The following is a 23549-nucleotide window of genomic DNA, read 5'->3' as shown; positions in this document are numbered from 1 at the left end:
CGCGTGCGGCATCTTCCAGGCCTTCGCACAGCAGGCTGGTGGCCTCGCTCAGGCGCGTGTGGAAGCCCGGCTCCTGCACCAGCTCCAGCATCGCCAGGCCGGCGGCCATCGCTACCGGGTTGCCCGACAAGGTGCCGGCCTGGTAGATCGGCCCGGCCGGAGCAACCTGCTCCATCAAGTCGCGGCGGCCGCCGTACGCGCCCACCGGCATGCCGCCGCCGATGATCTTGCCGAAGGTGGTCAGGTCCGGGGTCACGCCGTAATGTGCCTGCGCACCACCGAGCGCGACGCGGAAGCCGGTCATCACTTCGTCGAAGATCAGCAACGCGCCGTGCCGCGTGCACAGCGTGCGCAGATGCTGCAGATAGCCGGCCTGCGGCGGAATGCAGTTGGCGTTGCCGACCACCGGCTCGATGATCACCGCCGCCACCTCCGCACCGATCTCGTCGAACAGCGCGGTGGCGCCTTCGAAGTCGTTGAAGCTCAGCGTGGCGGTCAGCTCGCTCAGCCCTGCGGGTACGCCGGGCGAGGTCGGTACACCCAGGGTCAGCATGCCGCTGCCGGCCTTGACCAGAAACGAATCGCCGTGGCCGTGATAGCAGCCTTCGAACTTGATGATGCGATTGCGCCCGGTGGCGCCACGCGCCAGGCGTACCGCCGACAGCGTGGCTTCGGTGCCGGAGTTGACCATGCGCACCATCTCGCAGGAGGGCACCAGCCGGGTAATGGTCTGCGCCATCGTCACTTCGGCTGCGCAAGGCGCACCGAACGACAGCCCGTTGCCGATCGCCCGCTCGACCGCTTCGCGCACGGCCGGGTGGTTGTGTCCGGCAATCATCGGCCCCCACGAGCCCACGTAGTCGATGTAGCGGTTGTCGTCGACATCGAACAGATACGGGCCATCGGCGCGCGCCACGAAGAACGGCTCGCCGCCGACCGATTTGAACGCCCGCACCGGCGAGTTGACGCCGCCGGGTAGCAAGGTCTGCGCCTGGGCGAACAGGGCGTGGGAGCGGGAATGGTTCATGCGCAAATCCTTGAGGAATACCGATTGGGGGCATCGACGCCCGGCAGCGGGCATCGCGTGCGCCATTGTCAGGCCTGCGGCCTTGCGCGCCTACCCGTCGGACACCCGCCTACCCGTCGAAGTGGGCGGATGGGGGAACTTGGCTGCCTATGATCGAACGCGACGTAATCGACAGTTTGGAATGAGCTGATGGCGCGCAGTCATTGGCATCGCGCTGCAGATGTTCAGAAAGTGTGATTTCGGTAGCCATTGGCACCGTTCGTTTGTCGCCTTGCCGACAGTTCAAGACCTGGGGAGAGAGCATGAACCGTAGTATCCAGAAGCGTGCCTTGGCATTGGCATTGGTCGTGGCCATGGGCAGCGTCCACGCGCAGTCCACCACCGGCAGCATCGTCGGCAGCGTGGGGCAGGGCAGTGGCACGAGCGTGCTGGTGGAAAACAATAGCGGCTTCAGCCGCGAGGTGCCGGTGGACGCACGCGGCCGCTACACCGCCGGCAATCTGCCGCTGGGCACCTACAAGGTGACGGTCAAGCGCGATGGCGCAGTGGTGGAGACGCGCGAGAACGTCGCCATCACAGTCGGGGCCAATACAGACGTGTCCTTCGCTGCCAGCGCAGCCGCGGGGAGCGGCGTGCAGACCCTGGACAGCGTCACCGTCAGCGCCGCTAGCCTCACCACCATCGACGTCAGCAGCGTGGATACGCGCACCGTGGTCACCGCCGAACAGTTGCAGCAACTGCCGCTGGGCCGCACCGCCGAAGCGATCGCGCTGCTGGCACCGGGGGTGGTGGTCAACAGCGGCGGCTTCGACAACGGCCCGCTCGGCGGCTCGCTCCCCAGCTTCGGCGGCTCGGCCGCCAGCGAAAATGCGTACTACCTCAACGGCTTCAACACCACCACCATCAGCAACAACCTGGGCGGCCTGACCCTGCCGTACGGCGCCATCGACCAGCAGGAAATCTTTACCGGAGGCTACGGCGCGCAGTACGGCCGCGCCAACGGCGGCGTGATCAACCAGATCGGCAAGCGTGGCACCAATGAGTGGAAGTTCGGCGCTGCAGTGATCTGGGAGCCGAACGGCCTCAAGGCCAATCAGCGCGACATCTATTGGCGCCCGGACAGCCAGGGCAGCACCATCAACAACGCCGCCTACCGCTATGCGCGTGCGGCCAATGGCCTGTACCAGCCCGCCAGCGAGGCCGAGGCCAACCAGACCACCTACAGCGCCTATGTCGGCGGGCCGATCATCCAGGACAAGCTGTTCTTCTTCCTGGCCGCCGAGCAGGTGAACTCCGACGGCGTGCGCGTGGGCACCAATCGCGACACCGACAACGGCCGCACCGGCGGCCTCACCGACTACGACTACACCCAGAAACGCTGGTACGCCAAGGTGGACTGGAACATCACCGACAACCACCTGATCGAGGTGACCGGTGCCAGCGACGTCGCCGAAACCAATGGCTCGATCTATCGTTACGACTATGTTACGCGACAGCGTGGCGCCTACTTCACCGACGAATCCACCTGGAAAACCGGGCCGACGCTGTTCACCGGCAAGTACACCGGCTATCTGAGCGACAACCTCACCGTGACCGCCCTGTACGGCAAGATGAGAACGCCGGACGAACTGACGCCGTTCAACTACGACGCGGCTGGCGGTCCGGTGATCAACAGCGCCGCATTGCAGAACCCTGCCTACACCGGCGGCACACCGCGCATCGGCAACCAGCTGGTCACCTCGGTCAGCTCGCCGGACCGCGAGTACAAAAAAGACAACCAGCGCCTGAATCTGGAATGGCGCATCGGCCACCACACGCTCAACTTCGGTCTCGATAACCAGAAGTCAGAAGGCATCGATGTCGGCTCGATCCTCTCTGGCCCCGGGTTTGCCTGGACCTACGGACAGACCAATGACCCGTACGGGCTGGCCACCGGCGGTCTGGTCAGCCAGTCGGCCAACGAAGCCGGCGGCATCGGTGCGCCGAGCCCGGGTTTGGTGGATCCGGTCAATGGATCCAGTGGCTACTACGTGGTGCGCAACATCAACACCAGCCTGTATTCGTACGAGGCCAAGCAACGCGCCTACTACATCGAAGACAAGTGGCAGGTCACCGACAATCTGCTGCTGAGCCTGGGCCTGCGCAAGGACGAGTTCACCAACTACACCCCGTTCGGTGATCCCTACATCGAAATCGACAACGCGTGGGCGCCGCGCCTGGGCTTCAGCTGGGACGTCAATGGCGATTCCAGCTTGAAGGTGTTCGGTAACCTTGGCCGTTACTACCTCGGTCTGCCGCTGTCGGCGGTGAGTCTGTTCACCCCGGCCACGACCACCGATACCTACTTCACCTACAGCGGCATCAATGCCGACGGCACGCCGATCCTGGCGCAGCAGCTGGGTTCGGCGGTGTCGGCCAATTCGCGCTTCGGTCGCATCGCCGATGTACGCACCGCGGTGGCCAAGGACATCGAAGGCGAAAACCAGGACGAACTCATCCTCGGATTTACCAAGCAACTCGATAGCGGCTGGGTGCTGGGCGTGCGCGGCACGCATCGCCGTCTCAATGCCGGCATCGACGACCAGAACTATGACGTCTCCAACACCGCGTTGATCGATGCGGCAGCGGCGCAAGGCGTGACCATCGATTTCTCCAAGGTGGCGGGCGCATCGTTGATCAATCCGGGCCAGACCAATACCTGGGGGGTGATCGGCACCGATGGCCAGTTCCACGAAATATCGGTGAGCCGTGAGGCGGCAGGTTTCCCGAAGTTCAAGCGCAATTATTCGGCGTTGGAATTCAATCTGGAGCGTCCGTTCGACGGCAAGTGGTATGCCAAAGTCAATTACGTCTGGTCGCATAGCTACGGCACCACCGAGGGCCAGGTGCGTTCGGATCTGTGGCGCACCGGCGGCGCGCTGGGCAGCTATCAGGGCCAGGCCTCGGTCTCGACCACGCAAAGCTGGGACCACCCTGCGTTGATGGAACACTTCAATGGCGATCAATCCAACGATCATCGCCATCAGCTCAAGTTGTTCGGCTTCTACCAATTCACCCCGCAATGGGGCGCATCGGCCAATTTCAGCCTGATTTCCGGTGCTCCGCACAACTGCCTGGGCAACTACTACGGGACCGAATATAGCGGCCGCGATCCGGCCGGCTACGGCGGCAGTGCAATTACCGGCGGCCCGTACCACTACTGCTACAACCCGGAGACCGGCACCGGCGTGGCATCGCCTCCCGGCTCGCAGGGGCGTTTGGGCTGGATCGCGCAGCTGGACATGGGCGTGACCTACAAGCCGGCATTTGCAGATGGCAAGCTGGCGTTGCGCGTGGACGTATTCAACATCACCAACGAGCAGACCGCGACCAACATCTACCCGTTCTCGCAATTGCCCGACAACACCACCAACCCGCTATGGGACCAGGTCGTCGCCTATCAGGCGCCGCGCTCGGGTCGGGTGACGTTGAGCTACGACTTTTAATTGCGCCACGCGATAACGGCAGTCCCGGCAGCGACGCGTGATGGCACGCGTCGCTGTTTTTTTTGGGGGATGGCGGTCGAGTGGGGGCGGCTCTGCTGAGTGAAGACATACAGCCGGCTTGCTGAGCGCAGTGCACTTGATCTCGGCGTTCGGCTAGCAGGGGTACGTCATGATCGCGTGTCTGCATCGCTTTCAATAAAACTGCCAGCAAGCTGTCTGGCGAAGGCACCGCGCACGCGATGTTCGAGGCAACGCGATGCAGTGAAATACATGTCGCGGTCTTGAAGTGGATTGGACGGTTTGTATGGCCAAGCCTGGGAGCCTTAGATCTGCTTCTTGGCTGCAGGGCCCTTGCCCGCCTACCATCGCCGGACACGCTGCAAGTACGTCCCTGTAAGCTCTTACGCGGCATCCATGCCGCGTAAGGTCCGGCGACGGTAGGCGGGCAAGGGCCTGTCGCGTTGGTTGCTGTGCATGTGGGAGCAGCGCTCGAGGCGCTTTCCACATCGGTCAATCACCCGCTTCTCTGGTCATTCTCTCGTCGTGCCCGGCAAGTGCCATCACGAAGCAATCGGCAGCAGCGTGGCCGCGCACGCAACGACCCGCTCGGTTGGCCGCCAGCCAACCTTCTGGTGCGGTGTCCTCGCCGCTTGCGGGACCGTTGGCGGCATGGATGCCGCCATCGAGCCTCCAAGGACGGATTGACGGCGTGTCCCGCGAGCGGCGGGGGCACCGCACATCCGGCGCACCTGGCTTTTGAAACCGGCGATGCAGCGAAACAAACTCTCGCTATCTTGAAGCGCATTAGAAGGCTTTGACAAAGAGCGTCATAGCCCGAAAGCCCGCCGCACTAACACCCAAACCCTGCGCGATACTCCTGCACCGCTGCGACCGGATCCGGCGCCGCGTACACGCCACTGACCACCGCAATGAGATCGGCGCCGGCAGTCACCAGCGCAGTCACCTGAGCAGGCGCAATGCCACCGATCGCGACGCGCGGCAGGTTCAGTTCGGCTGCCTGCTGCAGCAACGCAGGCGTTGCGCGCCGGGTGGTCTGCTTGGTGGTGGTCGGGAAAAATGCACCGAAGGCCACGTAACTGGCGCCCGCTTCCGCTGCGGCGCGCGCGCGCTCGATATCGTCGTAGCACGACACCCCGATGATGGCCTGCTCGCCCAGCAGTGCGCGCGCTGCCGCCACATCGCCATCGTCTTCGCCCAGATGTACGCCTTGCGCACCGACCTGCGCCGCCAGCTGCGCATCGTCGTTGATGATCAACGGCACGCCATGGGCCGCGCATGCCTCGCGCAAGGCGCCGGCCTGGCGCAGCCGCAGCGCCGCATCCGCCTGCTTGTTGCGGTATTGCAGCCAGGTGATCGACCCCAGCAACGGCGCCGTGCGCAGCAGCAGGCGCTGCGTGTTGGGCTCGTCGGGGGTGATCAGATAGACGCCGCGAACGTCGAGACGGTTGGGCATGGCAACGCTTCCGAAAGCGGTGGATGGGATGGGACAATGCAGGCCCACTGTTGCATGACCGCGATTATCCGATGAGCGAGACATCCACGACCACCTACCGCACCTGGATGTGCGTCGTCTGCGGGTTTCTCTACCACGAGGCCGACGGCATCCCCGAAGAAGGCATCGCCCCGGGTACCCGCTGGCAGGACGTCCCCGACACCTGGACCTGCCCCGATTGCGGCGTGACCAAGGAGGACTTCGAGATGGTGGAGATCGACTGAGCGCCGCCAACGGCGTGCAATCAGGCAGCGTCGGCGACCACGATGCTGCTGCAATGCGGGCCGGCCAGTGCCTGCGTTGCCGAGAACCACGCGGCGGTGGCCTATCCGGGCAGACTGGCCTAGCCAGCCGGCGCGTCTACGCGCTCAATGCGCCCGCGCGCGCTGGCTATTCAATTCCACCAGGTGTTCGTGCAGATGGGCCGCGTCCTGCGCGCCCGGGTTGAGCACTAGGTAGCGCGACAGATCGTGGCGTGCGCCGTTGCGGTGGCCCAGATGCAGATAGGCCATGCCGCGGTCGCGCAGGGCCTCGGGTTGGTCGGGCACCAGCTTCAGGATGCGGTCGGCGCTGCGGGCAGCGCGGTCCCAGTGCTCGGCATCGGCATAGACGCCGTGCAGGTTGCGCAGGATGCGGATCAAGATCGCGCGGTGCGGGGCGGGGTCGAGAATCTGCGCGAGCGCGCGGTCGTCGGGAATTTCGCCGCCCAGGTGCGGGCGGGCACGTTCGCGCAGCTCATCCACGCCCAGCGGACGGCCGCCGTTGAACGGGTCCATCACCAGTACGCCGTCATCCACCGGCAGACGCACCAGGAAATGGCCGGGAAACGACACCCCCGCCAACGGGATGCCCAGCCGGCGCGCCACTTCGATCTGCACCATCGCCAGTGAAATCGGATTGCCCAGCCGGCGCTCGAACACCTGGTTGAGGTAGCTGTTACGCGGGTCGTAATACTCGTCGTGATTGCCCGAATAGCCCAGCTCGTCGAATAGGTAGCGATTGACCGCCGCCATCTTCAGCGGCCATAGATCGATTGCGTCCACTTCGCGGCGCAGATGCTCGACGTGGCTCTGCACCAGCGTGTCGTACAGCTCGGCATCCAGCTGCGGATACTCGTCGCGCGCGATCAGCAGCGCGGTGGACATCAACGGCACCGCATCGTCGTCCAGGCTGGCGAGCGCGGTCCAATGGGGAAGTGGGAGCATGTCGACCATGCTGCCAAGAGTGTCGGCAAGCGGCGCAGGGTTCAAGTCCGGTACTTCCTGACAGGGACGCGGGGCGCATGAACGCGTAACGCTGACAGGCGGCCCTGCGTCCGACGGTCGCAAACGCCGTTCGGAAAGGTGACGCGCAGGTCTCACCCGTCGGCAGGCCCCATGCGCCTGGCTGGTATGGTCCCAGGACCTGCTTGCAGCCGCTTATTCGGGCGTCGGGATGTCCGGGCTGAAGCGCAGCGTTGCCCCATCCTTCAGGCCGAGCTTGGCGGCCTGGCCGGCATTCAGCTCCAGCACATAGCGCGCGGGCTGCCTGCTGGGATAGGGCGGACAGGCGTCGCCGGCCGAACACGGCGGCACATCGCGCTGCTGGGAGACCAGCCGGCGCTGTTCATCGAAATACAGGATATCCAGCGCGATCTTGGTGTTCTTCATCCAGTACGCCATCGGCTCCTGGCGGTCGTGGATGAACAGCATGCCGCGGTCTTGGTCCATGGCATCGCGAAACATCAGGCCCTTGGCGCGATCGGCATCGTTCTGCGCCAGTTCCACCTTGTAGCGCGTGCCTGCCAATTCCACCCAGCTGTCGCCGCTGCTGGCGCAGCCGCCGAGCAGGAGCAGAAGCGCAAGGATTAGAAGACCAGAACAACGCATGCGGCATACCAACTGGCGAGGATGCCGCACCATCTGCCAAGCGGCCGCGTGCGTCAAGCGGCTGCGGCGCGTCGTGCGGTTGCTGCAAGCGGGATATGTGCGACCCGCCATCGCTTCGCAATGCGGGCCGTCACTGCGCATGCGAAGGCCCGCGCGCGATCTTCAGATCACCTGTGGTGGCTCGCCGCCCACGATCACCACATCGGCCGGGCGCCGCGCGAACAAACCCACGCAGACCACGCCGGGAATCTGGTTCAAGCTGCGCTCCAGGCCCACCGGGTCGGTAATCTGCAGGTGATGCACGTCCAGCACCACGTTGCCGTTGTCGGTGACCACGCCATCGCGCCACACCGGCTGGCCGCCGGTCAATGCCAGGATCTGGCGGGCCACCAGGCTGCGTGCCATCGGAATCACTTCCACCGGCAGCGGGAACTTGCCCAGCACCGGCACCTGCTTGCTGGGGTCGACGATGCAGATGAAGCGCTCGCTGGCTTCGGCAATGATCTTCTCGCGCGTCAGCGCTGCGCCGCCGCCCTTGATCAGACAACGGTTCGGGTCGCACTCGTCGGCGCCGTCCACGTACAGCGACAGATTGCCGGTGTGATTGAGGTCCAGCACCTCGATGCCATGCTGGCGCAGGCGCGCGGTGCTCTGTTCGGAGCTGGACACTGCGCCCTTGATGCGATGGCCGATGCGGCCCAGCGCGTCGATGAAGTAAGCCACCGTCGAGCCGGTGCCCACTCCGACGATCATGCCGTCTTCCACGTAATCGATCGCTTTTTCGGCGGCCAGGCGTTTTGCTTCGGACATGGGTAAAGAGCTCGGGATTAGTGATTGGGGATTTGGGATTCGTAAAAGCCGGTCACGCGGGGTGGCAATGGGCGAATCCCAACTGCCGGATCCCCAATCACGGCGTTTCCATCGCCAGCAGCAACTTCCACTGCGCGGCGGTCACTGGCAGGATCGACAGGCGGTTACCGCGTGCGATCAGCGCAAAGCCTTCGCCCAGCGCATCGGCCTCTTGCTTGATTTCATCCAGCGAAATCGTGCGGGCGAGTTTGCGCTCGAACGCCACGTCCACCAGCATCCAGCGCGGGTCCTCGCGGGTGGATTTTGGGTCGTGGTAGTCGGAAGACGGGTCGAACTGGGTGTCGTCCGGATACGCCGCGCTCGCCACCTTGGCGATGCCGACGATGCCGGGCACCTTGCAGTTGGAATGGTAGAAAAACACGCCATCGCCCACCTGCATGCCATCGCGCATGAAGTTGCGCGCCTGGTAGTTACGCACGCCGTTCCAGGGCTCGGTGCCGACACGTTCCAGATCATCGATGGAGAACGTGTCCGGCTCGGACTTCATCAACCAGTAGCGCTTGCGGGCAGTCATTCGGAAACGGTGTCGTCTTTCAGGAAGGTGGCGCGTTCGGTGCAGATGGCGTCGACCGCCACATCCCATGCTTCGGAAGGCAGGGCGGGCACCTGCTGCGCAGCGAAGCCAGCACCGACCAGCCAGGGAGGCGGCGCCTGGCGATGCCGGAACGCGAAGCTGCGATCATACCAGCCGCCTCCCATTCCCAGCCGACGGCACGCCGCATCGAAGCCGGTCAGCGGCGTCACCACCAGTGCCATCTCCTCCGGTGCCAACGTGTCGGCGCGTGCCACATCCGGCTCCGGAATGCCGTAGCGATTGCTCACCAGCGGCTGGCCCGGCCGCCACGGCGCAAAGCGCAGCACGCGCCCGTCCAGCACCGGCAGGCAGTAGCGCACTCCCGCCGGCAAGGTCAGCTGCCAGCGGTGCAGCGCAATTTCGCCGTCCATCGCCCAATAGCCCGCTACGGCGCCCTGTTGCGGCGCGAACGGCAGCGCCAGCAAACGCTGTGCCAACGCATCGGCTGCGGCCAGGCGCTGCGCTGCCGGCAGGCTGCGGCGGTGTGCGCGCAACTGCTGGCGCAACGCATCTCGGTCCTCGGTCATCGGTGTCTCGCAGCGCAATCGGTGTTGCATTGTCGAATGCGCACACGCGCCTGCCTAGCATGGCGTGCGACGCGGCCCGCAGTTGCGCCTGCGCTGTGGGCGTGCCGATAGAGCCTTACGGGGTACGCACTACCCGGACATATGCCCTGCATCTGCATCTGCATCTGCATGGGCGATGCAGCGTGCGCATTGCCGCGCGCGGCAACGCCACCGACACGGCACCAGCATCGCGAGCGCAACAGACCCGCAGGGCCGCTTCAACTGTCGCATGTCAGACCGTCAGACGCACAAAAAGAAACGACGCCCGAAGGCGCCGTTTCAGATTTGCATTCTCCGCCGTGACGATGCGGGCGAAACGACCTTGAACCCGGGGTTCAAGTGGGGACGTTGTGAGGCCATCGGGCTTCCCGCTACAAGGCGGACTTGCACACCCGGCTTCGTCGCGCCCCCGTGGTCGTAATTAAGGGACAAGGCGAATGTTTTGCACGCTGTCGTTTACAGCAGAGAACGCAGGTGAATTATAGACCTCTGTGCCGCGATGGCTAGCCCACTCGTCGGTCGGCGGGCTTGAGGATTCATATTTGCGATGGCAGTGCGAATTCCACTCAGCGCGGTGTGTCGGCAACGCTGTCGAGCCGGCGATTCAAGGTGTCCAGCGTCGTTGCCAATTCACGATCGTAGAGCGCCTGTTGTTCGCGCAGTTGCTGCAACTCGTGCGCCAAGTTGAGCGCAGCCAGCACTGCCACACGGTCCACTGCTGCCATGCGATTGCTGCCGCGGATCTCACGCATGCGTAGATCCAGCAGCCGCGCGGCGGCGGTGAGACTTTCGCGCTCGTCTGCCGTCACGCCCACCGTGTATTCACGATCCAGAATACGCACGCTGACCGGTTCGTTGTTGCTCACGTGTGCTGCTCCAATGACTTCAGGCGGGCGATCATCGCTTCCACCCGCGAGCGCGCCTGCTCGTTCTTGGTCAACAGTTGGGAGCGCTCGCCGATGAGCTGCTCCTGTTGGTGACGCAGGCTGCGGTTCTCGTCGGTGAGCCGTTGGGTACGCTCCACCAACGCCTCCACGCGGGCAGCGAGTGCGCGGATCTGGGCGAGGGCGGCAGCGTTGTCCATGCGCTCACGATAGGGGCCCGTGCGCGGGGTGGTCAAGCGCCCACGCTTGCCCCAATCCCTGGCGTCGGTCCAAGCCATGCAAGGCCTGGCACCGATCCAGGCAGGCCGGCATTGCAGGAGGAGAACGCGCGCTGAAACGCGCAGGTCGCGGCCCACGCAGGCCGCCTTGGTACACTGGGAAGTCATATCGCCGGCCGTGCGCCGGCACCTTTCGCTCTTCAGCCTGGATGACCCGATGGATCTGCCCGACGTAACCGCTGTGCAACACGAAAGCCGTCAGCTCGCGCTGGCGTCCTCTGCGGCGGAGTTGCATGGTGGACTGTGCGGGTGGCTCTCCGGCGGCGGTGCCGACAGCGCCGACTGGCTGGCGCGCATTCTGGCCGACAGCGGTCAGGTGGCGCCCCAGCAGGGTGGGGCGCTGGATCAGCTGCGGCAGGCCACCGTGGCGCAACTGGAAGACCGCGATTTCGCCTTCGAGCTGCTGCTGGTCGAAGACGGCGCCCCGTTGCCGGCGCGCACCGATGCATTGTTCGACTGGTGCCGCGCCTTCCTGGGCGGCTTCGGCCTGGCTGCGCAGCAGCGTCCGGCACTGAGCGAAGAAGGCGAGGAAGCGCTGCAGGATCTGGCGCGTCTGGCGCAGGCCTCCAGCGAGGACTTCGACGCGGCCGACGAGGACGACACCGCATTGGCCGAGATCGAAGAATTCGTACGCGTGGCGGTGCTGTTGCTGCATGGCGACTGCGTGATGGGGCCGCGCTTTCGCCAGCGTCTGAACTGATTGCCGGCATGAAGAAGCTCACCGGGATTGGCGCGGCCGAGTACGCGCGCCGGCGCAAGCAGCTGATGCAGATGGCGGGCGAGCAGGCGATTTTGATCTTGCCGGCCGCGCCTGAGCGCGTGCGCAGCCACGACACGCATTACCCGTATCGACAGGATTCGGATTTCTGGTATCTGAGCGGGTTTCCGGAGCCCGAGGCGGTGCTGGTGCTGGTGCCCGGCCGCAAGCATGGCGAAGCGATTCTGTTCTGCCGCGAACGCGATGCCGAACGCGAAGCCTGGGATGGCCCGCGCGAGGGCCAGGAAGGTGCGGTGGAACGCTACGGCATGGACGATGCGTACCCCATCGACGATGTCGACGAGATCCTGCCCGGCCTGCTGGAAGGGCGTAGCCGCGTGTACTACCACTTCGGGCGCGATGTCGATTTCGATCTCAAATTGATCGGCTGGCTCAAGCGCGTGCGCGAGCAGGTGCGCCACGGGGCGCAGCCGCCACACGAATTCCTCGAGCTCGGGCATCTGTTGCACGAGCAGCGCCTGTTCAAATCACGCGACGAAATCGCGCTGATGCAGCAGGCTGCCGACATCAGCGTGCGCGCGCACCGTGCAGCGATGCGGATGGCGCGGCCGGGTGTGCACGAATACGAACTGCAGGCCGAGGTCGAGCGCGAATTCCGCGCTGCCGACGCATGGCCGGCATACGGCAGCATCGTCGGCACCGGCAGCAACGCCTGCGTGCTGCACTACCGTGCCAACAATGCGCGCAGCCGCGATGGCGAGCTGGTGCTGATCGATGCCGGTGCCGAATATCGTGGGTATGCGGCCGATATCACCCGCACCTTTCCGGTCAACGGCCGCTTCACGCCAGCGCAGCGTGCATTGCACGATCTGGTCGGTGCTGCGCAGGCGGCTGCGCTTGCACAGGCGCGCCCCGGCGTGGCGTACGAAGCCGGGCATCTGGCGGCGGTGGAAACCTTGACCGAAGGCCTGCTGCGCCTGGGCCTGCTCAAGGGAAAACTTGAGCGCAACATCGCCGATGGACACTACAAACGCTTTTATCGGCACAAGACCGGTCACTGGCTGGGCCTGGATGTGCACGATGTGGGCGACTACCGGCTGGCCGGCGATTCGCGGCTGCTCGAGCCCGGCATGGTGTTCACCATCGAGCCGGGGCTCTACGTGTCGGCCGACGACACTTCGGTAGAGGCCAAGTGGCGCGGCATCGGCATTCGCACCGAAGACAATGTGCTGATCACTGCCGATGGCCACCGTGTGCTGACCGATGCGCTGGCGCGCAGTGCCGACGAGATCGAAGCGGAGATGGCCGGCGGCGCATGAGCGCCGGCGTGCACGACATTCATAAGGACCGACACGCTGCAGCCGGCGTCATGGTGCAGGCGTCGCCGCAGCGCAATTGCCGCAGCAGTGCCATGGCGGACAACGGCTCCTGGCATCGGCCGCGCGCGCCCGGCGGCTGCGCAGGCGTGGGTTGGCTGGCGGTTATTGGCCCAGCTGCGGCGCCTGCGTGCGTTCGGGCTGTTGCACTGGCGCGCTCTGCCCGCCGAGCTGACGCGCGCGCTCGAACGATTGCTCTTCCGGCGTGCCCAGCGCCTGTTCGGTTTTCATGTGCGCGCGCAGATGCGCCGGGTTGGCCGGGTCGCCTTGCACCACGAACACGTTTTCGCCGCCGTGCACGCCGCGATCGTTCGCTTCGCTCATCAGCACATGATCCACGCGCACGAGCCCACCTTCCTTGGCCAGTGGCAGCAAGGCGGCGGTGAGGCGTGCGCTGGTCTGATCGGGGACGCGGCCATGCGCGGCATCGATCGCATGCACGCCGCGTTCGATCTGTTGATACATCGGGTGGTCCGGGTGCGAACTCTGGCGTGGGTCGTTCATGGCGGTGTTCCGTAGGGTGATGCCCAAACGTTGCCGGGCGTGATCGGGCGGTGGATGGCGCGGCTGAGAGCCCACTTCAGCGCAACCGTAGTACCGTCAGTTGCGCCTGGTGCTCATGCGGAGGCAAAGACCGGGCGGGTCAGATTTTCCGCGCTGCCGTCGGTGCACGCCACCTCATCTTCGATGCGAATGCCGCCGTAGGGCTTGAAGGCTTCCACGCGCTGCCAGTTGACGCTGGCGGCGTGGCCGTTCTTCTTCACTTCGTCCAGCAGCATGTCGATGAAGTACACGCCGGGCTCGATCGTCACCACCATGCCGGGTTCCAGCACGCGGGTCAGGCGCAGATACGGGTGGCCGGCCGGGCGTTCGATGCGGCCGCCGCGGTCGCTTGCGGCAAAACCGGCCACATCGTGCACTTGCAGGCCGATCAGATGGCCCAGGCCGTGCGGGAAGAACGCGGCGCTGACGCCGGTGGCCAACGCTGCTTCCGGCGAGACGGTCAGCACGCCGAACTCCTTGAGGATGCCCATCAACGCCAGATGCGCCTCGATGTGCAACTGCTTGTAGTCCACGCCGGCGCGCACGTTCTGGCCCATGCGCAGCTGGGCGGCGTCCACCGCGTCGATCAGCGCCTGAAAGTCGCTGCCGGGGTCGGCGGCGTAGGTGCGGGTGATGTCGCTGGCGTAGCCGTATGCGGAGGCGCCGGCGTCGATCAGGAAGCTACGCAGCGGTTGCGGCGGCTGCTGGCCCAGTTCGGTGTAGTGCAGCACCGCGCCGTGTTCGTTGAGCGCGATGATGTTGCCGTACGGCAAGTCATTGGCGTCCTGGCCCACTGCCGCGCAATACGCCATGTGGATGCCGAATTCGCTTTGGCCGGCGCGGAACGCGGCTTCCGCAGCGCGATGGCCGCGCACCGCCAGTTGCTGTGCGATGCGCAGCAATGCCAGCTCGTAGGGTGTCTTGAACGCGCGCTGGTATTCCAGGTAATCGAGCACCGGCTGCGGGTTGTTCGGCACGTATGCACCGAGCGTGCTTTGCGGCTCGCCGAGAATCGCGCAGCGCTCAGCGTGCTTGGGCAGCAGCGCCAGCGCCTGCTCCGGGGTGCGGATGATGTGGATGTCGCAGTGGTCGACCCACCAGCCGCTGGGCGCGTCGGGCACCACATGCCAGTAGTCGAACGGCTGATAAAAGATCACCGTCGGGCGCTTGCCCGGCGTGTAGACCAGCCAGCTGTTGGGGACCCGTGTCAGCGGTACCCAGGCCTTGAACTGCGGGTTCACCGCGTAGGGGTAATCGCGGTCGTCGAACAGCTGGTAATGCGTGCTGCCGCTGGGAACCACCAGATGCTCGAAGCCGCCGCGTTGCAGCGCTTCGTCGGCGCGCGCGGTGAGGGTGCGCAGGTGGTCGGAGTACAGGCTGCTCAAGGAGGGTTGGGGCATGCGGGGCTCGATCGGCAATGCAAAGGCGATGCGCAGTTTGCCGCAATCCCTGCAACGGCGCTGTGTCTGATACGGCCGACAACCAGGGCGCAATCGTCCGTGGACGACCGCCGACGCGAAGGAGCAACAGGCGACGCATGGGCCTGCGGCGGCAGGCAGCGGCAGCGCCCGCTTGGCCATTGCGTGGCCGTGTGTCGGCCGCGCTTACCCGGCCAGATGTTCTTCGGCGATCCAGGCGCGCAGGCGTTGCCGGTGCGGCTCGGACATGGTCAGGAAGCGGAAGCCCGCCCAGGCCTGCCCGGGTGCGTGTGCGGCTTCGGACCACAGCAGATGCACGCCGACATCGATCTCGGTCGCGCGGCCAACCCGTTCGGGCAGCGAAAAGCGCAACTGGTACAGGGCGTCGTCGTGCAGTGGCACCGAGGCCAACAACAGCATGCCGGTTTCGGACACATTGCCGACCCGGCCGATCTGCGCCTCGCTGAGCATGTCGATGACCGGCAGCAGGTCGGTCGGCTGGCGGCGCGGTGCGCGGCGGGTGTCCTGGATCATGGCTGGCCCTCGGAAACAGGCGACTGGCCGGCCAGGCTGCGCAGCGTGCGCACGGTGGCATGCCAGGCGCGATCGATCAGACGCGATTTCTCTTCCACCACCAAACGTGCCTGCCCACCGGCCATCAGCCGTGCCAGGCTGTCCAGCGAGTGCTCGCCAACCTTCTGCCCGCGCTGATTCACGAACAGCGCGTTGCCGGTCATCGGGCTGTACCAGGACAGGCGTTGCCGGCGCAGGTCGCCTTGCTGGTTGACCACGAATTCGAACCAGGTGCCGAACGGCAAGCTGCGCACCTGCAGGTAGCACTCCTCTTCGGCGGGCGTGCGCGGCGTAGCCGCCTGCTTGCGCGCAGCGTTGTCGCCCTGGTCGCCAAGCCGCGCGCGTGCCTTGAGCTTGGCGGCAAGCTCGGTGCGCGAGGTCACCTCGTCCTCGCCACCGGGCGTGGACAAGCGCCGTGCGATCGCCGCTGCTTCGTCGTGGTGATACCCCACCTGCAGCAACGCGGTTTCCACGTCGGTGCCCAGCGCGATGTCGGTGGGTTGGCCCTTGCTGCGGCAGGTGACCTCGCCAATGCGTGCGGTCAGCGCTTGGCGCTCGTCCCATTCGGGCGACTGCTCGCCCTGCCGCAGCAATGTCAGCGTGAGCACGTCCGACCAGGCCTGGCGCAGCAGCGATTGCACAAAGCGCGGCGGCGCGCTTTGTTCGCACAGCTGCTCGATGCGCGCTTGGGCCTGCTGCTTGGCAGATTCCAGCCGCTCCTTTCCGCGCGCAGCATCCACATGCCGCCGCTCGGCCACCTCGGCCTTGCGCGCGAGGGTGCGCAGATGCGTCTGGATGTCGTCGTTGGCCGCGGCGAAAACAGCCTCGTCGCCTTGATAGTCGTTGACGATCTTGTCGACCGCGCTGCCCAGCTTGTGCAGCAGTTGCGGGTCGGCATCGTCCTCGCCCAGCCACACGGCCCCGGACTCGGCGACGGTGTTGAGCAGTTCGCGCACCGGGTGCTGGTCGCGCACGAAAAAATGCGCGTCGGCCAACGCTGCGCGCACCACCGGCACCTGCAACTTGGCAAGCAGCGCCTGGGCGGGAGCTTGCTCGCGCACTTCGCGCTGCATTTGCGCATAGAGCAGGCCGAGCAGGTCGAAGGTGTCGTTGTCCTGCGGCGATAGCGCGGCATCGGGGCCGTGCTGACGGCGCAGCACTTCCAGCACCTGCCGCTGCACTGCATCGATGCCGGATGCATGTGGCGTTGCTGCCGCCTGCGTGGCCAGCACGCCTTGCAGGCTGGCCAAGGCATCGCCAAGCGCTGCCTTGGGCACCGCAGCGGCGGCACTGTGCTGCGATGCCTGGGCCACAGCGGCGAGCGAGGTGGGAGAGGGCGCCATGACCTCGTGATGGGCGGGCGCCCCCGCGCCTGCGTGGCTTGCGTGCCCCGCTGCCTGCGACTGCCGTGCCGACGCCATCAAGCCGCCCAGCGCCTGGACTGCGTCGTTGAGCGCCGGCGACAGCGCCTGCGCAGGTGCGGCGATTGCCATGGCCGGTGGCGCGGCAGCGGGATCCAGCAAGGCGCTCTGCCACGCCGTCGGTGCGGCTTGGCCCGCCCAGCCGGTGGCCGGTCGCGGTGTGCGCGGGCCCGCACCGGGCGTGCTCATTACGGCAGCGTCCTTCGACCCATGCGCCGCTGCCGGCGGCGCACGCCGCGACTGCACCTGCGTGGGTTTGACCAGATACGGGTGATAGATCAGCCCCGGCAGGATGCCTTCCTGGGCCAGCGCGCCGTTGGCACTTTCGAACAGGTCGCCCAGGCGGTCCATCACCTGGCGCTCGAACACCTTGTACAGCGTCAGCTGCCCATCCAGGTTCAGCCCCAGCGTCTGCCCGCACTGGCGCACGATGCGGCACAGCGCGTAGGGACCCATCGGCAGTTCTTCCAGCTCGAATTCGGCCACCGCGCCGATCACTGCCAAGCGCTGCGCCAGCAGGTGCAGGGCATCGGCACGCCGCGACGTTTCGCGCCGTGCGATGTCGCTCAATACGATGTCGCGGTCGATATCGGTGTCTTCGACCAGGGTCAGCATCTGTGTTTGCGCAGGCACATCGGTCAATGGTGTCAGCACCGGGCGCTCACGCAGGCTTGCCAGCGCGTGCGCCAGTTCCTGCAGGAATGCCTGCGGAAACCGGTCGATGTGGTCGCGCAGGCCGCGCATCTGTGCGTAGGTTTCGGCCTGGATCTGGCTATTGCGTGCATGCTCGGCCTGATGCAACAGCTCGCGTTCCAGCTCGACGACGGTCAGCCGCAGCGGCCCGCTCAACGCCTGCACGCACTGCGCGTGCAGCATGCCGAGCAGTCGCCGGCCGCGCGCGGACACCGGCGCATCGGCAATCGGGCCGCTAACTGCAGGTTGCATGGGAGACACGTGCATGGACATCCGGGGGAGGTGGGCTCGGTTCGAAGCGTGAGCTATGTAGCATGTTTTTTCGCTGACCGCGCGGCATCGGCGCGCGCCGGCGCATGCGGCCTGCGGTGTGCCAGCCGGTGGTCATGCGGGTATGCGGCAGCTCGGACGGCCGATTCATCGGTACTGCCAACGCGCCCAGGCCCGCTCACACCTCCGCGCACGGGTCAGCCAGGCGTGATGGCGTACTGGACGCAGGCGATACAAGCCGATGTCAGGCGCCCGGCCGCGCCGACCTGGCAGTGAACGCAGCTCTTCGCTGCGCTCAGACCAGGAACAGCTCGACCACATCATTGGTAAAGCGCCGTCCCAACTCGGTCGGCACCACGCGCCCGTCTTGCCGCCTCATCCAGCCCTGCGCCACTGCGCGCGCCAGCGGCGCGTCGATGACGCAGGCCGCAAGGCCCGTCGAAGCCTCGAAGTCGCTGAGCCGGAAGCCCTCATGCAGGCGCAGCAGGTTGAGCATGTATTCGAACGGCAGCCGTTCGCCCGGCACGATTTCATCGCCGCCGATGGATGCGGCGGTGCCGGCACTGGCCAGATAACTTTGCGGATGCTTGTGTTTCCAGCGCCGCAACACGTGCTCTTGGGCACCGGAGCTGATCTTGCCGTGTGCGCCCGCGCCAATGCCCAGGTAGTCGCCGAAGCGCCAGTAATTGAGGTTGTGCGCGCACTGTCGCCCCGGCTTGGCGTACGCGCTGACTTCGTATTGGGCGTAGCCGGCGTCGGCCAGCAGGCGTTGGCAGTGCTCCTGGATATCCCAGGCGGCATCGTCGTCGGGAATGCCCTTGGGCGGCCGCGCGAAGAACACCGTGTTCGGCTCCAGCGTGAGCTGGTAATGCGACAGGTGCGTCGGCTGCAGCGCGAAGGCGCGCTCCAGATCGTGCTCGGCCTGCATCAGCGTCTGCTCGGGCAGCGCGTACATCAGGTCGATATTGAAATTATCGTAGCCGGCGTCTTGCGCCAGTTTGATCGCGCGCTCGGCTTCGGCGCTGTCGTGAATGCGGCCAAGTCGCTGCAGTGCCAGGTCGTCGAAGGTCTGCACGCCGAAGCTCAGGCGGTTGACGCCCGCAGCGCGGTAGTGTTCGAAACGGCCGTGTTCTGCGGTACCGGGATTGGTTTCCAGGGTGATTTCGAGATTCGGGGCAAAACGCAGCCGCGCCGCCGCGGCCTGCAGGAAGCGGTCGATCGCCTGCGGCGGAAACAGGCTGGGCGTGCCGCCGCCGAAGAACACCGAATGCACCACGCGGCCCCACACCAGCGGTAGATCCGCATCCAGGTCGCGGATCAGCGCATCCACGTATTCTTCGAACGGCAGCACGCCCTTGGCCGCGTGCGAGTTGAAATCGCAGTACGGGCATTTGCGCACGCACCAGGGCAGGTGCACGTAGAGCGACAGCGGCGGCGGAATCAGCTGGGGCATTGCGCGAGGCGTGCCTTACAGCGCCATCGCATGCAGCTTGTGCTGCAGCGTGGCCAGGGCGACCGCACGATGGCTGAGACGGTTCTTCAACGCGGTGTCCATCTCCGCGGCGGTCAGGCCATACACCGGGTCCAGGAACACCGGGTTGTAGCCGAAGCCGCCAGCGCCGCGCGGTTCGGTGGTGATCACCCCTTCCCAACTGCCTTCGGCAATCAGCGGCTGCGGATCTTCCGGATGCCGCAGCAACACGATCACCGCATAAAACCGCGCGCTGCGGCGATCGGTCGGAACCTCGCGCATCGCATCGAGCAACTTGGCGTTGTTGGCCTGCGCATCGGTTGGGCTGCCGGCATAGCGCGCGCTGTACAGACCGGGCGCGCCATCCAATGCATCCACGATCAGCCCCGAGTCATCGGCCAGGGCCGGCAAACCGGTCACCGCGCTGGCATGGCGCGCCTTGATCAGCGCGTTCTCGACGAAGGTCAGGCCGGTTTCCGGGACATCTTCCACGCCCAGGTCGCCTTGCGCGACGATGCGCAGCGGCAGGCCGGCGAGCATGGCACGCAGTTCTTCCAGCTTGCCGGCGTTGCCGCTGGCCAGGACCAGTTGTTTCATTGCTTGGGCTCCAGCAGATCCCACTTGGTACCGTACAGATCGCGAAACACCACGACCGTGCCGTACGGCTCTTCGCGCGGGGTTTCCAGAAATTCCACGCCGAACGCCTGCATGGCCGCGTGGTCGCGCCAGAAGTTATCGGTGTAGAGGAAATGATCCACCCGCCCACCGGTCTGGTCGCCGATGCGCGCGCGTTGCGTGGCGTTGGCAGGCTGCGCGAGCAGCAGGGCGGCATCGTCTGCACCGCCCGGGCCGATCACGACCCAGCGCTTGCCGTCATCGAGCGGGCGATCCTGCAGCACGTGGAAGCCCAGCGCGCCGGTATACCAGGCAATGGCCGCATCGTAATCGGCAACCAGCAAGGTGGTCAGGGCGATACGACGGCTCATCCGGCCAGCGCAGCACGTTGCAGTGCGAACAACTCGCCCATGCCTTTTTCGGCCAGGGCAAGCAGCGCGTTGAGTTCGTCGCGACGGAACGCATGGCCTTCGGCGGTGCCCTGCAGCTCGATGAAGCCGCCGCCGTCGTTCATCACCACATTCATGTCGGTATCGCAGTCGCTGTCTTCCGGGTAATCCAGGTCCAGCACCGGTTCGCCACGATAGATGCCGACCGACACCGCAGCCACCGCGCCGATCAGCGGGTGTTTCTTGATGTCGCCGCGCTTGATCAGCAGGTTCACCGCATCGGCCAACGCCACGTATGCGCCGGTGATGGCCGCGGTGCGGGTGCCGCCATCGGCCTGCAGCACGTCGCAGTCCAGGGTGATGGTGCGTTCGCCGAGTGCATTGCGATCCACGCAGGCGCGCAGTGCACGGCCGATCAGGCGCTGGATTTCCAGCGTGCGTCCGCCCTGCTTGCCGCGTGCAGCCTCGCGGTCGGAACGGGTGTGGGTAGAGCGCGGCAACATGCCGTATTCGGCGGTGACCCAGCCTTCGCCCTTGCCGCGCAGGAAGCCCGGCACGCGGTTTTCCACGCTGGCGGTGCACAGCACGCGGGTGTCGCCGAAGCTGACCAGCACCGAGCCTTCGGCATGGCGGGTGAAGGCGCGTTCGATGCGCACCGGGCGCAGCTGGTCGGCCGTGCGGCCGCTGGGACGGGAAAAGGTCATGCGATGAGTCCGGAAGTCGGGAGGTGGGTCTGGCGCCACTGCGCAGCGTGCAGGCAGCCGGCGAGGGCGGCTAGGGTACCATTCGCGCTTTGACGGCACGGGATTGACGATGATCCGAAGCATGACGGCGTTCGCTGGCAGCGAACGCATCACACCCTGGGGCACGCTCGGTTGCGAGCTGCGCTCGGTCAACCACCGCTTTCTGGAAGTGGGTGTGCGTCTGCCCGAGGAATTGCGTGCGCTGGAACCGTTGCTACGCGAGCGGGTGGCGGCGAAAAACAGCCGTGGCAAGCTGGATCTGACGCTGCGCCTGCGCGCGCCCGACAACGCGCAGACGCTGGCGGTCAACGAATCGCTGCTACAGCAATTGGGTGCGCTGGCCACGCGGCTGGATGGTCTGTTCCCCAAATTGCAGGTCGGCTTCACCGACCTGCTGCAGCTGCCCGGCGTCCTGCAGGTACAGGACGTGGACGCCCCCGCGTTGCAGGCACAGGCGCTGGCGTTGCTGGAGGAGGTGGTGGCCAGCTTCGTGATCGCGCGCGAGCGCGAGGGCGCCAAGCTGGCCGAGGCGATCAGCGAGCGGGTAGATGCCATCGAACGCATCGCCGCCGAGGTGCGCGTCCTGATTCCGGTGATTCGCGAAGGTCAGCGCGCCAAGCTGGCCGCGCGCCTGGCCGACCTGCCGCATCCGGTCGACCCGGGCCGTGCCGAGCAGGAGCTGGTGCTGTGGCTGCAGAAGCTGGATGTGGACGAGGAGCTGGACCGCCTGTCCAGCCACATCGCCGAGATCCGTCGCGTGCTCAGGCAGCGCGAACCGGTCGGTCGCCGCCTGGACTTCCTGCTGCAGGAATTCAACCGCGAAGCCAATACGCTGGGCTCCAAGTCGGTGGACAGCCGCACCTCCAATGCCGCCGTGGATCTGAAGGTGTTGATCGACCAGATCCGCGAGCAGGTGCAGAACATCGAGTAGCCGGGATTGGTGATTGGGGATTCGGGATTGGTCGACGGCAACCTCGCGTTTCAGCGGGCTGCGGCCAATCCCGGTAGCATGTCGACCCCGGTGGCACCGGTCCGCAGTCCGTTCGCGAATCCCGACTCCCCAATCCCGAATCCCTGATCCTATGCGCGGCACTCTCTATATCGTTGCGGCCCCCTCCGGCGCCGGCAAGAGCAGCATCGTCAACGCCACCCTGGCACGCGACCCGAAGATCGCCCTGTCGATCTCGTTCACCTCGCGCGCGCCGCGGCCGGGCGAACGGCATGCCGAGCACTACCATTTCGTCTCCGCCGACGAGTTCCAGGGCATGATCGAGGCGGGCGATTTCTTCGAATATGCGCTGGTGCATGGCGACTGGAAGGGCACCGCGCGGCAGTCGGTGGAGCCGCAGCTGGCCGCCGGCCACGACGTCCTGCTGGAGATCGACTGGCAGGGCGCGCGTCAGGTGCGCCAGAAGGTGCCCGATGCGGTCAGCGTGTTCATCCTGCCGCCGTCGCGCCAGGCGCTGGACGAGCGCATGCGCAAGCGCGGGCAGGACAGCGAGGACGTGATGGCGCAACGCCTGGCCGCCGCCCGTGAAGAGATGCTGCATTTCGAAGAGTTCGATTACGTGATCATCAACGAGACCTTCGACATCGCCGTGGCGGAGATGTGCGCCATCTTCACCGCCAGCCGGCTGCGTCGGCAGGCGCAACAGCAGCGGCACGCCGGATTGATTCAGGCGCTGCTGGAGTAAGCGCCGCTGGCACGGCGGGGCTGGTCACCGGACGGGCGCCGCCGCGCGACGGCATCCACTTCGCGTAGACGGCGGTTCTGACACGCGCCGGCTGCACCAGCGACTGCTCAGCAAGGTTTCCTGATCGCTCCAAGCGGCTCAAACCGCTGATTCCAAAGGAAACTGAATGGGTGGCGGTTGCTGCGGCGCCGGCCGGAGCGTACACTCCGCCCCCTTTCCCTCATTCGATGCGCGGCCGTTGCTGGTCGCCGGGAGCCCGCATGGCCCGCATTACCGTAGAAGATTGCCTGGAAGTCGTGAACAACCGTTTTGAGCTGGTCATGATGGCCTCCAAGCGCGCCCGTCAGCTCGCCAACGGCGTGCAGCCGCTGATCGAGAATGCCGATGCCAGCGACAAGCCCACCGTGATGGCACTGCGCGAGATCGCCGCACGCCGGATCGACAACGCGCTGATCGATGAAGTCGAGAAGGCCGAGCGCGAACGCGCCGAGCGCGAAGCGCTGGAATGGGCCGCCGCCGAAGTGGTCGCCGACGAAGACATGTCCAAGAACGACGATTGA

Annotated in this window: 24 protein-coding genes and 1 other RNA gene; 7 read left to right on the top strand and 18 right to left on the bottom strand. The window is 65.9% G+C overall.

Annotated features, from left to right (window positions below; genetic code table 11):
* On the bottom strand, window positions 1-1027 hold a 1027-nt coding region (gene hemL, locus HLH45_RS20950; protein WP_171309854.1), incomplete at its 3' end, for a glutamate-1-semialdehyde 2,1-aminomutase.
* A gap of 302 nt (window positions 1028-1329) precedes the next feature.
* Here hemL and HLH45_RS20945 point away from each other — a divergent pair.
* A complete protein-coding gene (locus HLH45_RS20945; protein WP_008573119.1) occupies window positions 1330-4512 on the top strand; it encodes an outer membrane beta-barrel protein in 3183 nt (1060 codons plus the stop codon).
* An 850-nt stretch (window positions 4513-5362) separates the two neighbouring features.
* Here HLH45_RS20945 and thiE read toward each other — a convergent pair.
* Window positions 5363-5986, bottom strand: a complete 624-nt coding sequence (gene thiE / locus HLH45_RS20940) for a thiamine phosphate synthase (RefSeq protein WP_008575802.1) — start codon at window positions 5984-5986, stop codon at window positions 5363-5365.
* A gap of 23 nt (window positions 5987-6009) precedes the next feature.
* On the opposite strand from thiE, the gene HLH45_RS20935 reads away from it, so the two are divergent.
* Complete coding sequence (locus HLH45_RS20935; protein ID WP_008575804.1) at window positions 6010-6249, top strand: rubredoxin; 240 nt, start codon at window positions 6010-6012, stop codon at window positions 6247-6249.
* 144 nt (window positions 6250-6393) lie between these two features.
* Here HLH45_RS20935 and HLH45_RS20930 read toward each other — a convergent pair whose 3' ends face one another.
* The 8 genes from HLH45_RS20930 to HLH45_RS20895 form a co-directional block, all read right to left on the bottom strand.
* Window positions 6394-7275: a SirB1 family protein gene (locus HLH45_RS20930; protein WP_014090972.1), complete on the bottom strand. Its 882-nt coding sequence runs from the start codon at window positions 7273-7275 to the stop codon at window positions 6394-6396.
* Window positions 7276-7443: 168 nt separating this feature from the next.
* Complete coding sequence (locus HLH45_RS20925; RefSeq protein ID WP_033479023.1) at window positions 7444-7893, bottom strand: DUF192 domain-containing protein; 450 nt, start codon at window positions 7891-7893, stop codon at window positions 7444-7446.
* A gap of 162 nt (window positions 7894-8055) precedes the next feature.
* Window positions 8056-8703: a ribose-5-phosphate isomerase RpiA gene (gene rpiA / locus HLH45_RS20920; protein ID WP_008575808.1), complete on the bottom strand. Its 648-nt coding sequence runs from the start codon at window positions 8701-8703 to the stop codon at window positions 8056-8058.
* Window positions 8704-8800: 97 nt separating this feature from the next.
* Window positions 8801-9277, bottom strand: a complete 477-nt coding sequence (locus HLH45_RS20915; protein ID WP_008575810.1) for an EVE domain-containing protein — start codon at window positions 9275-9277, stop codon at window positions 8801-8803.
* Window positions 9274-9864: a 5-formyltetrahydrofolate cyclo-ligase gene (locus HLH45_RS20910; protein ID WP_008575811.1), complete on the bottom strand. Its 591-nt coding sequence runs from the start codon at window positions 9862-9864 to the stop codon at window positions 9274-9276. The genes HLH45_RS20915 and HLH45_RS20910 overlap by 4 nt, the downstream gene beginning before the upstream one ends.
* 326 nt (window positions 9865-10190) lie before the next feature.
* A non-coding RNA gene (gene ssrS / locus HLH45_RS20905) (6S RNA) lies at window positions 10191-10374 on the bottom strand.
* A 95-nt stretch (window positions 10375-10469) separates the two neighbouring features.
* Window positions 10470-10769 carry a cell division protein ZapA gene (locus HLH45_RS20900; protein ID WP_008575813.1) on the bottom strand — a complete coding sequence of 100 codons (300 nt, stop codon included), beginning with the start codon at window positions 10767-10769 and terminating at the stop codon, window positions 10470-10472.
* Complete coding sequence (locus HLH45_RS20895; RefSeq protein ID WP_003486122.1) at window positions 10766-10987, bottom strand: TIGR02449 family protein; 222 nt, start codon at window positions 10985-10987, stop codon at window positions 10766-10768. The genes HLH45_RS20900 and HLH45_RS20895 overlap by 4 nt, the downstream gene beginning before the upstream one ends.
* Before the next feature lie 235 nt (window positions 10988-11222).
* Between HLH45_RS20895 and HLH45_RS20890 the strand changes: the two genes are divergently transcribed.
* Both HLH45_RS20890 and HLH45_RS20885 read left to right on the top strand, forming a co-directional pair.
* Complete coding sequence (locus tag HLH45_RS20890) at window positions 11223-11765, top strand: YecA/YgfB family protein (RefSeq protein WP_011348467.1); 543 nt, start codon at window positions 11223-11225, stop codon at window positions 11763-11765.
* Window positions 11766-11773: 8 nt separating this feature from the next.
* Entirely contained in the window at window positions 11774-13102 is a 1329-nt protein-coding gene (locus HLH45_RS20885; RefSeq protein ID WP_008575816.1) for an aminopeptidase P N-terminal domain-containing protein, read from the top strand.
* Window positions 13103-13264: 162 nt separating this feature from the next.
* On the opposite strand, the gene HLH45_RS20880 is transcribed toward HLH45_RS20885, so the two are convergent.
* The 8 genes from HLH45_RS20880 to rph all read right to left on the bottom strand — a co-directional run bounded on the left by HLH45_RS20880 (window position 13265) and on the right by rph (window position 21256).
* Complete coding sequence (locus HLH45_RS20880; protein WP_008575817.1) at window positions 13265-13663, bottom strand: XVIPCD domain-containing protein; 399 nt, start codon at window positions 13661-13663, stop codon at window positions 13265-13267.
* A 113-nt stretch (window positions 13664-13776) separates the two neighbouring features.
* Window positions 13777-15102, bottom strand: coding sequence for a Xaa-Pro dipeptidase (gene pepQ / locus HLH45_RS20875; protein ID WP_029820191.1), 1326 nt, complete (start codon window positions 15100-15102; stop codon window positions 13777-13779).
* Window positions 15103-15306: 204 nt separating this feature from the next.
* Window positions 15307-15654 (bottom strand): PilZ domain-containing protein, encoded by a 348-nt coding sequence (locus HLH45_RS20870; RefSeq protein WP_008575819.1) that lies wholly within the window; start codon window positions 15652-15654, stop codon window positions 15307-15309.
* On the bottom strand, window positions 15651-18080 hold the full coding sequence (locus HLH45_RS20865) for a DUF1631 domain-containing protein (RefSeq protein WP_074053357.1): 2430 nt from the start codon (window positions 18078-18080) through the stop codon (window positions 15651-15653). The genes HLH45_RS20870 and HLH45_RS20865 overlap by 4 nt, the downstream gene beginning before the upstream one ends.
* A 292-nt stretch (window positions 18081-18372) precedes the next feature.
* Entirely contained in the window at window positions 18373-19530 is a 1158-nt protein-coding gene (gene hemW / locus HLH45_RS20860; protein ID WP_008575821.1) for a radical SAM family heme chaperone HemW, read from the bottom strand.
* 15 nt (window positions 19531-19545) lie between these two features.
* The gene (rdgB, locus tag HLH45_RS20855; protein ID WP_008575822.1) at window positions 19546-20145 is read right to left on the bottom strand and encodes an RdgB/HAM1 family non-canonical purine NTP pyrophosphatase; all 600 of its coding nucleotides are present in this window, start codon (window positions 20143-20145) and stop codon (window positions 19546-19548) included.
* On the bottom strand, window positions 20142-20534 hold the full coding sequence (locus tag HLH45_RS20850; protein WP_008575823.1) for a VOC family protein: 393 nt from the start codon (window positions 20532-20534) through the stop codon (window positions 20142-20144). The genes rdgB and HLH45_RS20850 overlap by 4 nt, the downstream gene beginning before the upstream one ends.
* Window positions 20531-21256: a ribonuclease PH gene (gene rph / locus HLH45_RS20845; RefSeq protein ID WP_008575825.1), complete on the bottom strand. Its 726-nt coding sequence runs from the start codon at window positions 21254-21256 to the stop codon at window positions 20531-20533. The genes HLH45_RS20850 and rph overlap by 4 nt, the downstream gene beginning before the upstream one ends.
* Window positions 21257-21365: 109 nt before the next feature.
* On the opposite strand from rph, the gene HLH45_RS20840 reads away from it, so the two are divergent.
* From HLH45_RS20840 to rpoZ, 3 genes are all read left to right on the top strand, one after another.
* Complete coding sequence (locus HLH45_RS20840) at window positions 21366-22226, top strand: YicC/YloC family endoribonuclease (protein ID WP_033479014.1); 861 nt, start codon at window positions 21366-21368, stop codon at window positions 22224-22226.
* Window positions 22227-22377: 151 nt separating this feature from the next.
* A complete protein-coding gene (gene gmk / locus HLH45_RS20835; RefSeq protein WP_008575828.1) occupies window positions 22378-22989 on the top strand; it encodes a guanylate kinase in 612 nt (203 codons plus the stop codon).
* 260 nt (window positions 22990-23249) lie between these two features.
* Window positions 23250-23549: a DNA-directed RNA polymerase subunit omega gene (gene rpoZ / locus HLH45_RS20830; protein WP_002812428.1), complete on the top strand. Its 300-nt coding sequence runs from the start codon at window positions 23250-23252 to the stop codon at window positions 23547-23549.

This window comes from Xanthomonas euvesicatoria, assembly GCF_013112235.1.
Taxonomy (GTDB): domain Bacteria; phylum Pseudomonadota; class Gammaproteobacteria; order Xanthomonadales; family Xanthomonadaceae; genus Xanthomonas; species Xanthomonas euvesicatoria.
Note: the sequence above shows the minus strand (reverse complement) of the source record. Positions and strands in the feature narration are given on the sequence as shown.

Bases quoted from the DNA above. Each gene is read 5' to 3' on its own strand.
- HLH45_RS20945 (WP_008573119.1), top strand. From the start codon at position 1,330: ATGAACCGTAGTATCCAGAAGCGTGCCTTGGCATTGGCATTGGTCGTG.
- thiE (WP_008575802.1), bottom strand. From the start codon at position 5,986: ATGCCCAACCGTCTCGACGTTCGCGGCGTCTATCTGATCACCCCCGAC.
- HLH45_RS20935 (WP_008575804.1), top strand. From the start codon at position 6,010: ATGGGATGGGACAATGCAGGCCCACTGTTGCATGACCGCGATTATCCG.
- HLH45_RS20925 (WP_033479023.1), bottom strand. From the start codon at position 7,893: ATGCGTTGTTCTGGTCTTCTAATCCTTGCGCTTCTGCTCCTGCTCGGC.
- rpiA (WP_008575808.1), bottom strand. From the start codon at position 8,703: ATGTCCGAAGCAAAACGCCTGGCCGCCGAAAAAGCGATCGATTACGTG.
- HLH45_RS20915 (WP_008575810.1), bottom strand. From the start codon at position 9,277: ATGACTGCCCGCAAGCGCTACTGGTTGATGAAGTCCGAGCCGGACACG.
- HLH45_RS20910 (WP_008575811.1), bottom strand. From the start codon at position 9,864: ATGACCGAGGACCGAGATGCGTTGCGCCAGCAGTTGCGCGCACACCGC.
- HLH45_RS20895 (WP_003486122.1), bottom strand. From the start codon at position 10,987: ATGGACAACGCTGCCGCCCTCGCCCAGATCCGCGCACTCGCTGCCCGC.
- HLH45_RS20890 (WP_011348467.1), top strand. From the start codon at position 11,223: ATGGATCTGCCCGACGTAACCGCTGTGCAACACGAAAGCCGTCAGCTC.
- HLH45_RS20885 (WP_008575816.1), top strand. From the start codon at position 11,774: ATGAAGAAGCTCACCGGGATTGGCGCGGCCGAGTACGCGCGCCGGCGC.
- HLH45_RS20880 (WP_008575817.1), bottom strand. From the start codon at position 13,663: ATGAACGACCCACGCCAGAGTTCGCACCCGGACCACCCGATGTATCAA.
- pepQ (WP_029820191.1), bottom strand. From the start codon at position 15,102: ATGCCCCAACCCTCCTTGAGCAGCCTGTACTCCGACCACCTGCGCACC.
- HLH45_RS20870 (WP_008575819.1), bottom strand. From the start codon at position 15,654: ATGATCCAGGACACCCGCCGCGCACCGCGCCGCCAGCCGACCGACCTG.
- HLH45_RS20865 (WP_074053357.1), bottom strand. From the start codon at position 18,080: ATGTCCATGCACGTGTCTCCCATGCAACCTGCAGTTAGCGGCCCGATT.
- hemW (WP_008575821.1), bottom strand. From the start codon at position 19,530: ATGCCCCAGCTGATTCCGCCGCCGCTGTCGCTCTACGTGCACCTGCCC.
- rdgB (WP_008575822.1), bottom strand. From the start codon at position 20,145: ATGAAACAACTGGTCCTGGCCAGCGGCAACGCCGGCAAGCTGGAAGAA.
- HLH45_RS20850 (WP_008575823.1), bottom strand. From the start codon at position 20,534: ATGAGCCGTCGTATCGCCCTGACCACCTTGCTGGTTGCCGATTACGAT.
- rph (WP_008575825.1), bottom strand. From the start codon at position 21,256: ATGACCTTTTCCCGTCCCAGCGGCCGCACGGCCGACCAGCTGCGCCCG.
- HLH45_RS20840 (WP_033479014.1), top strand. From the start codon at position 21,366: ATGATCCGAAGCATGACGGCGTTCGCTGGCAGCGAACGCATCACACCC.
- gmk (WP_008575828.1), top strand. From the start codon at position 22,378: ATGCGCGGCACTCTCTATATCGTTGCGGCCCCCTCCGGCGCCGGCAAG.
- rpoZ (WP_002812428.1), top strand. From the start codon at position 23,250: ATGGCCCGCATTACCGTAGAAGATTGCCTGGAAGTCGTGAACAACCGT.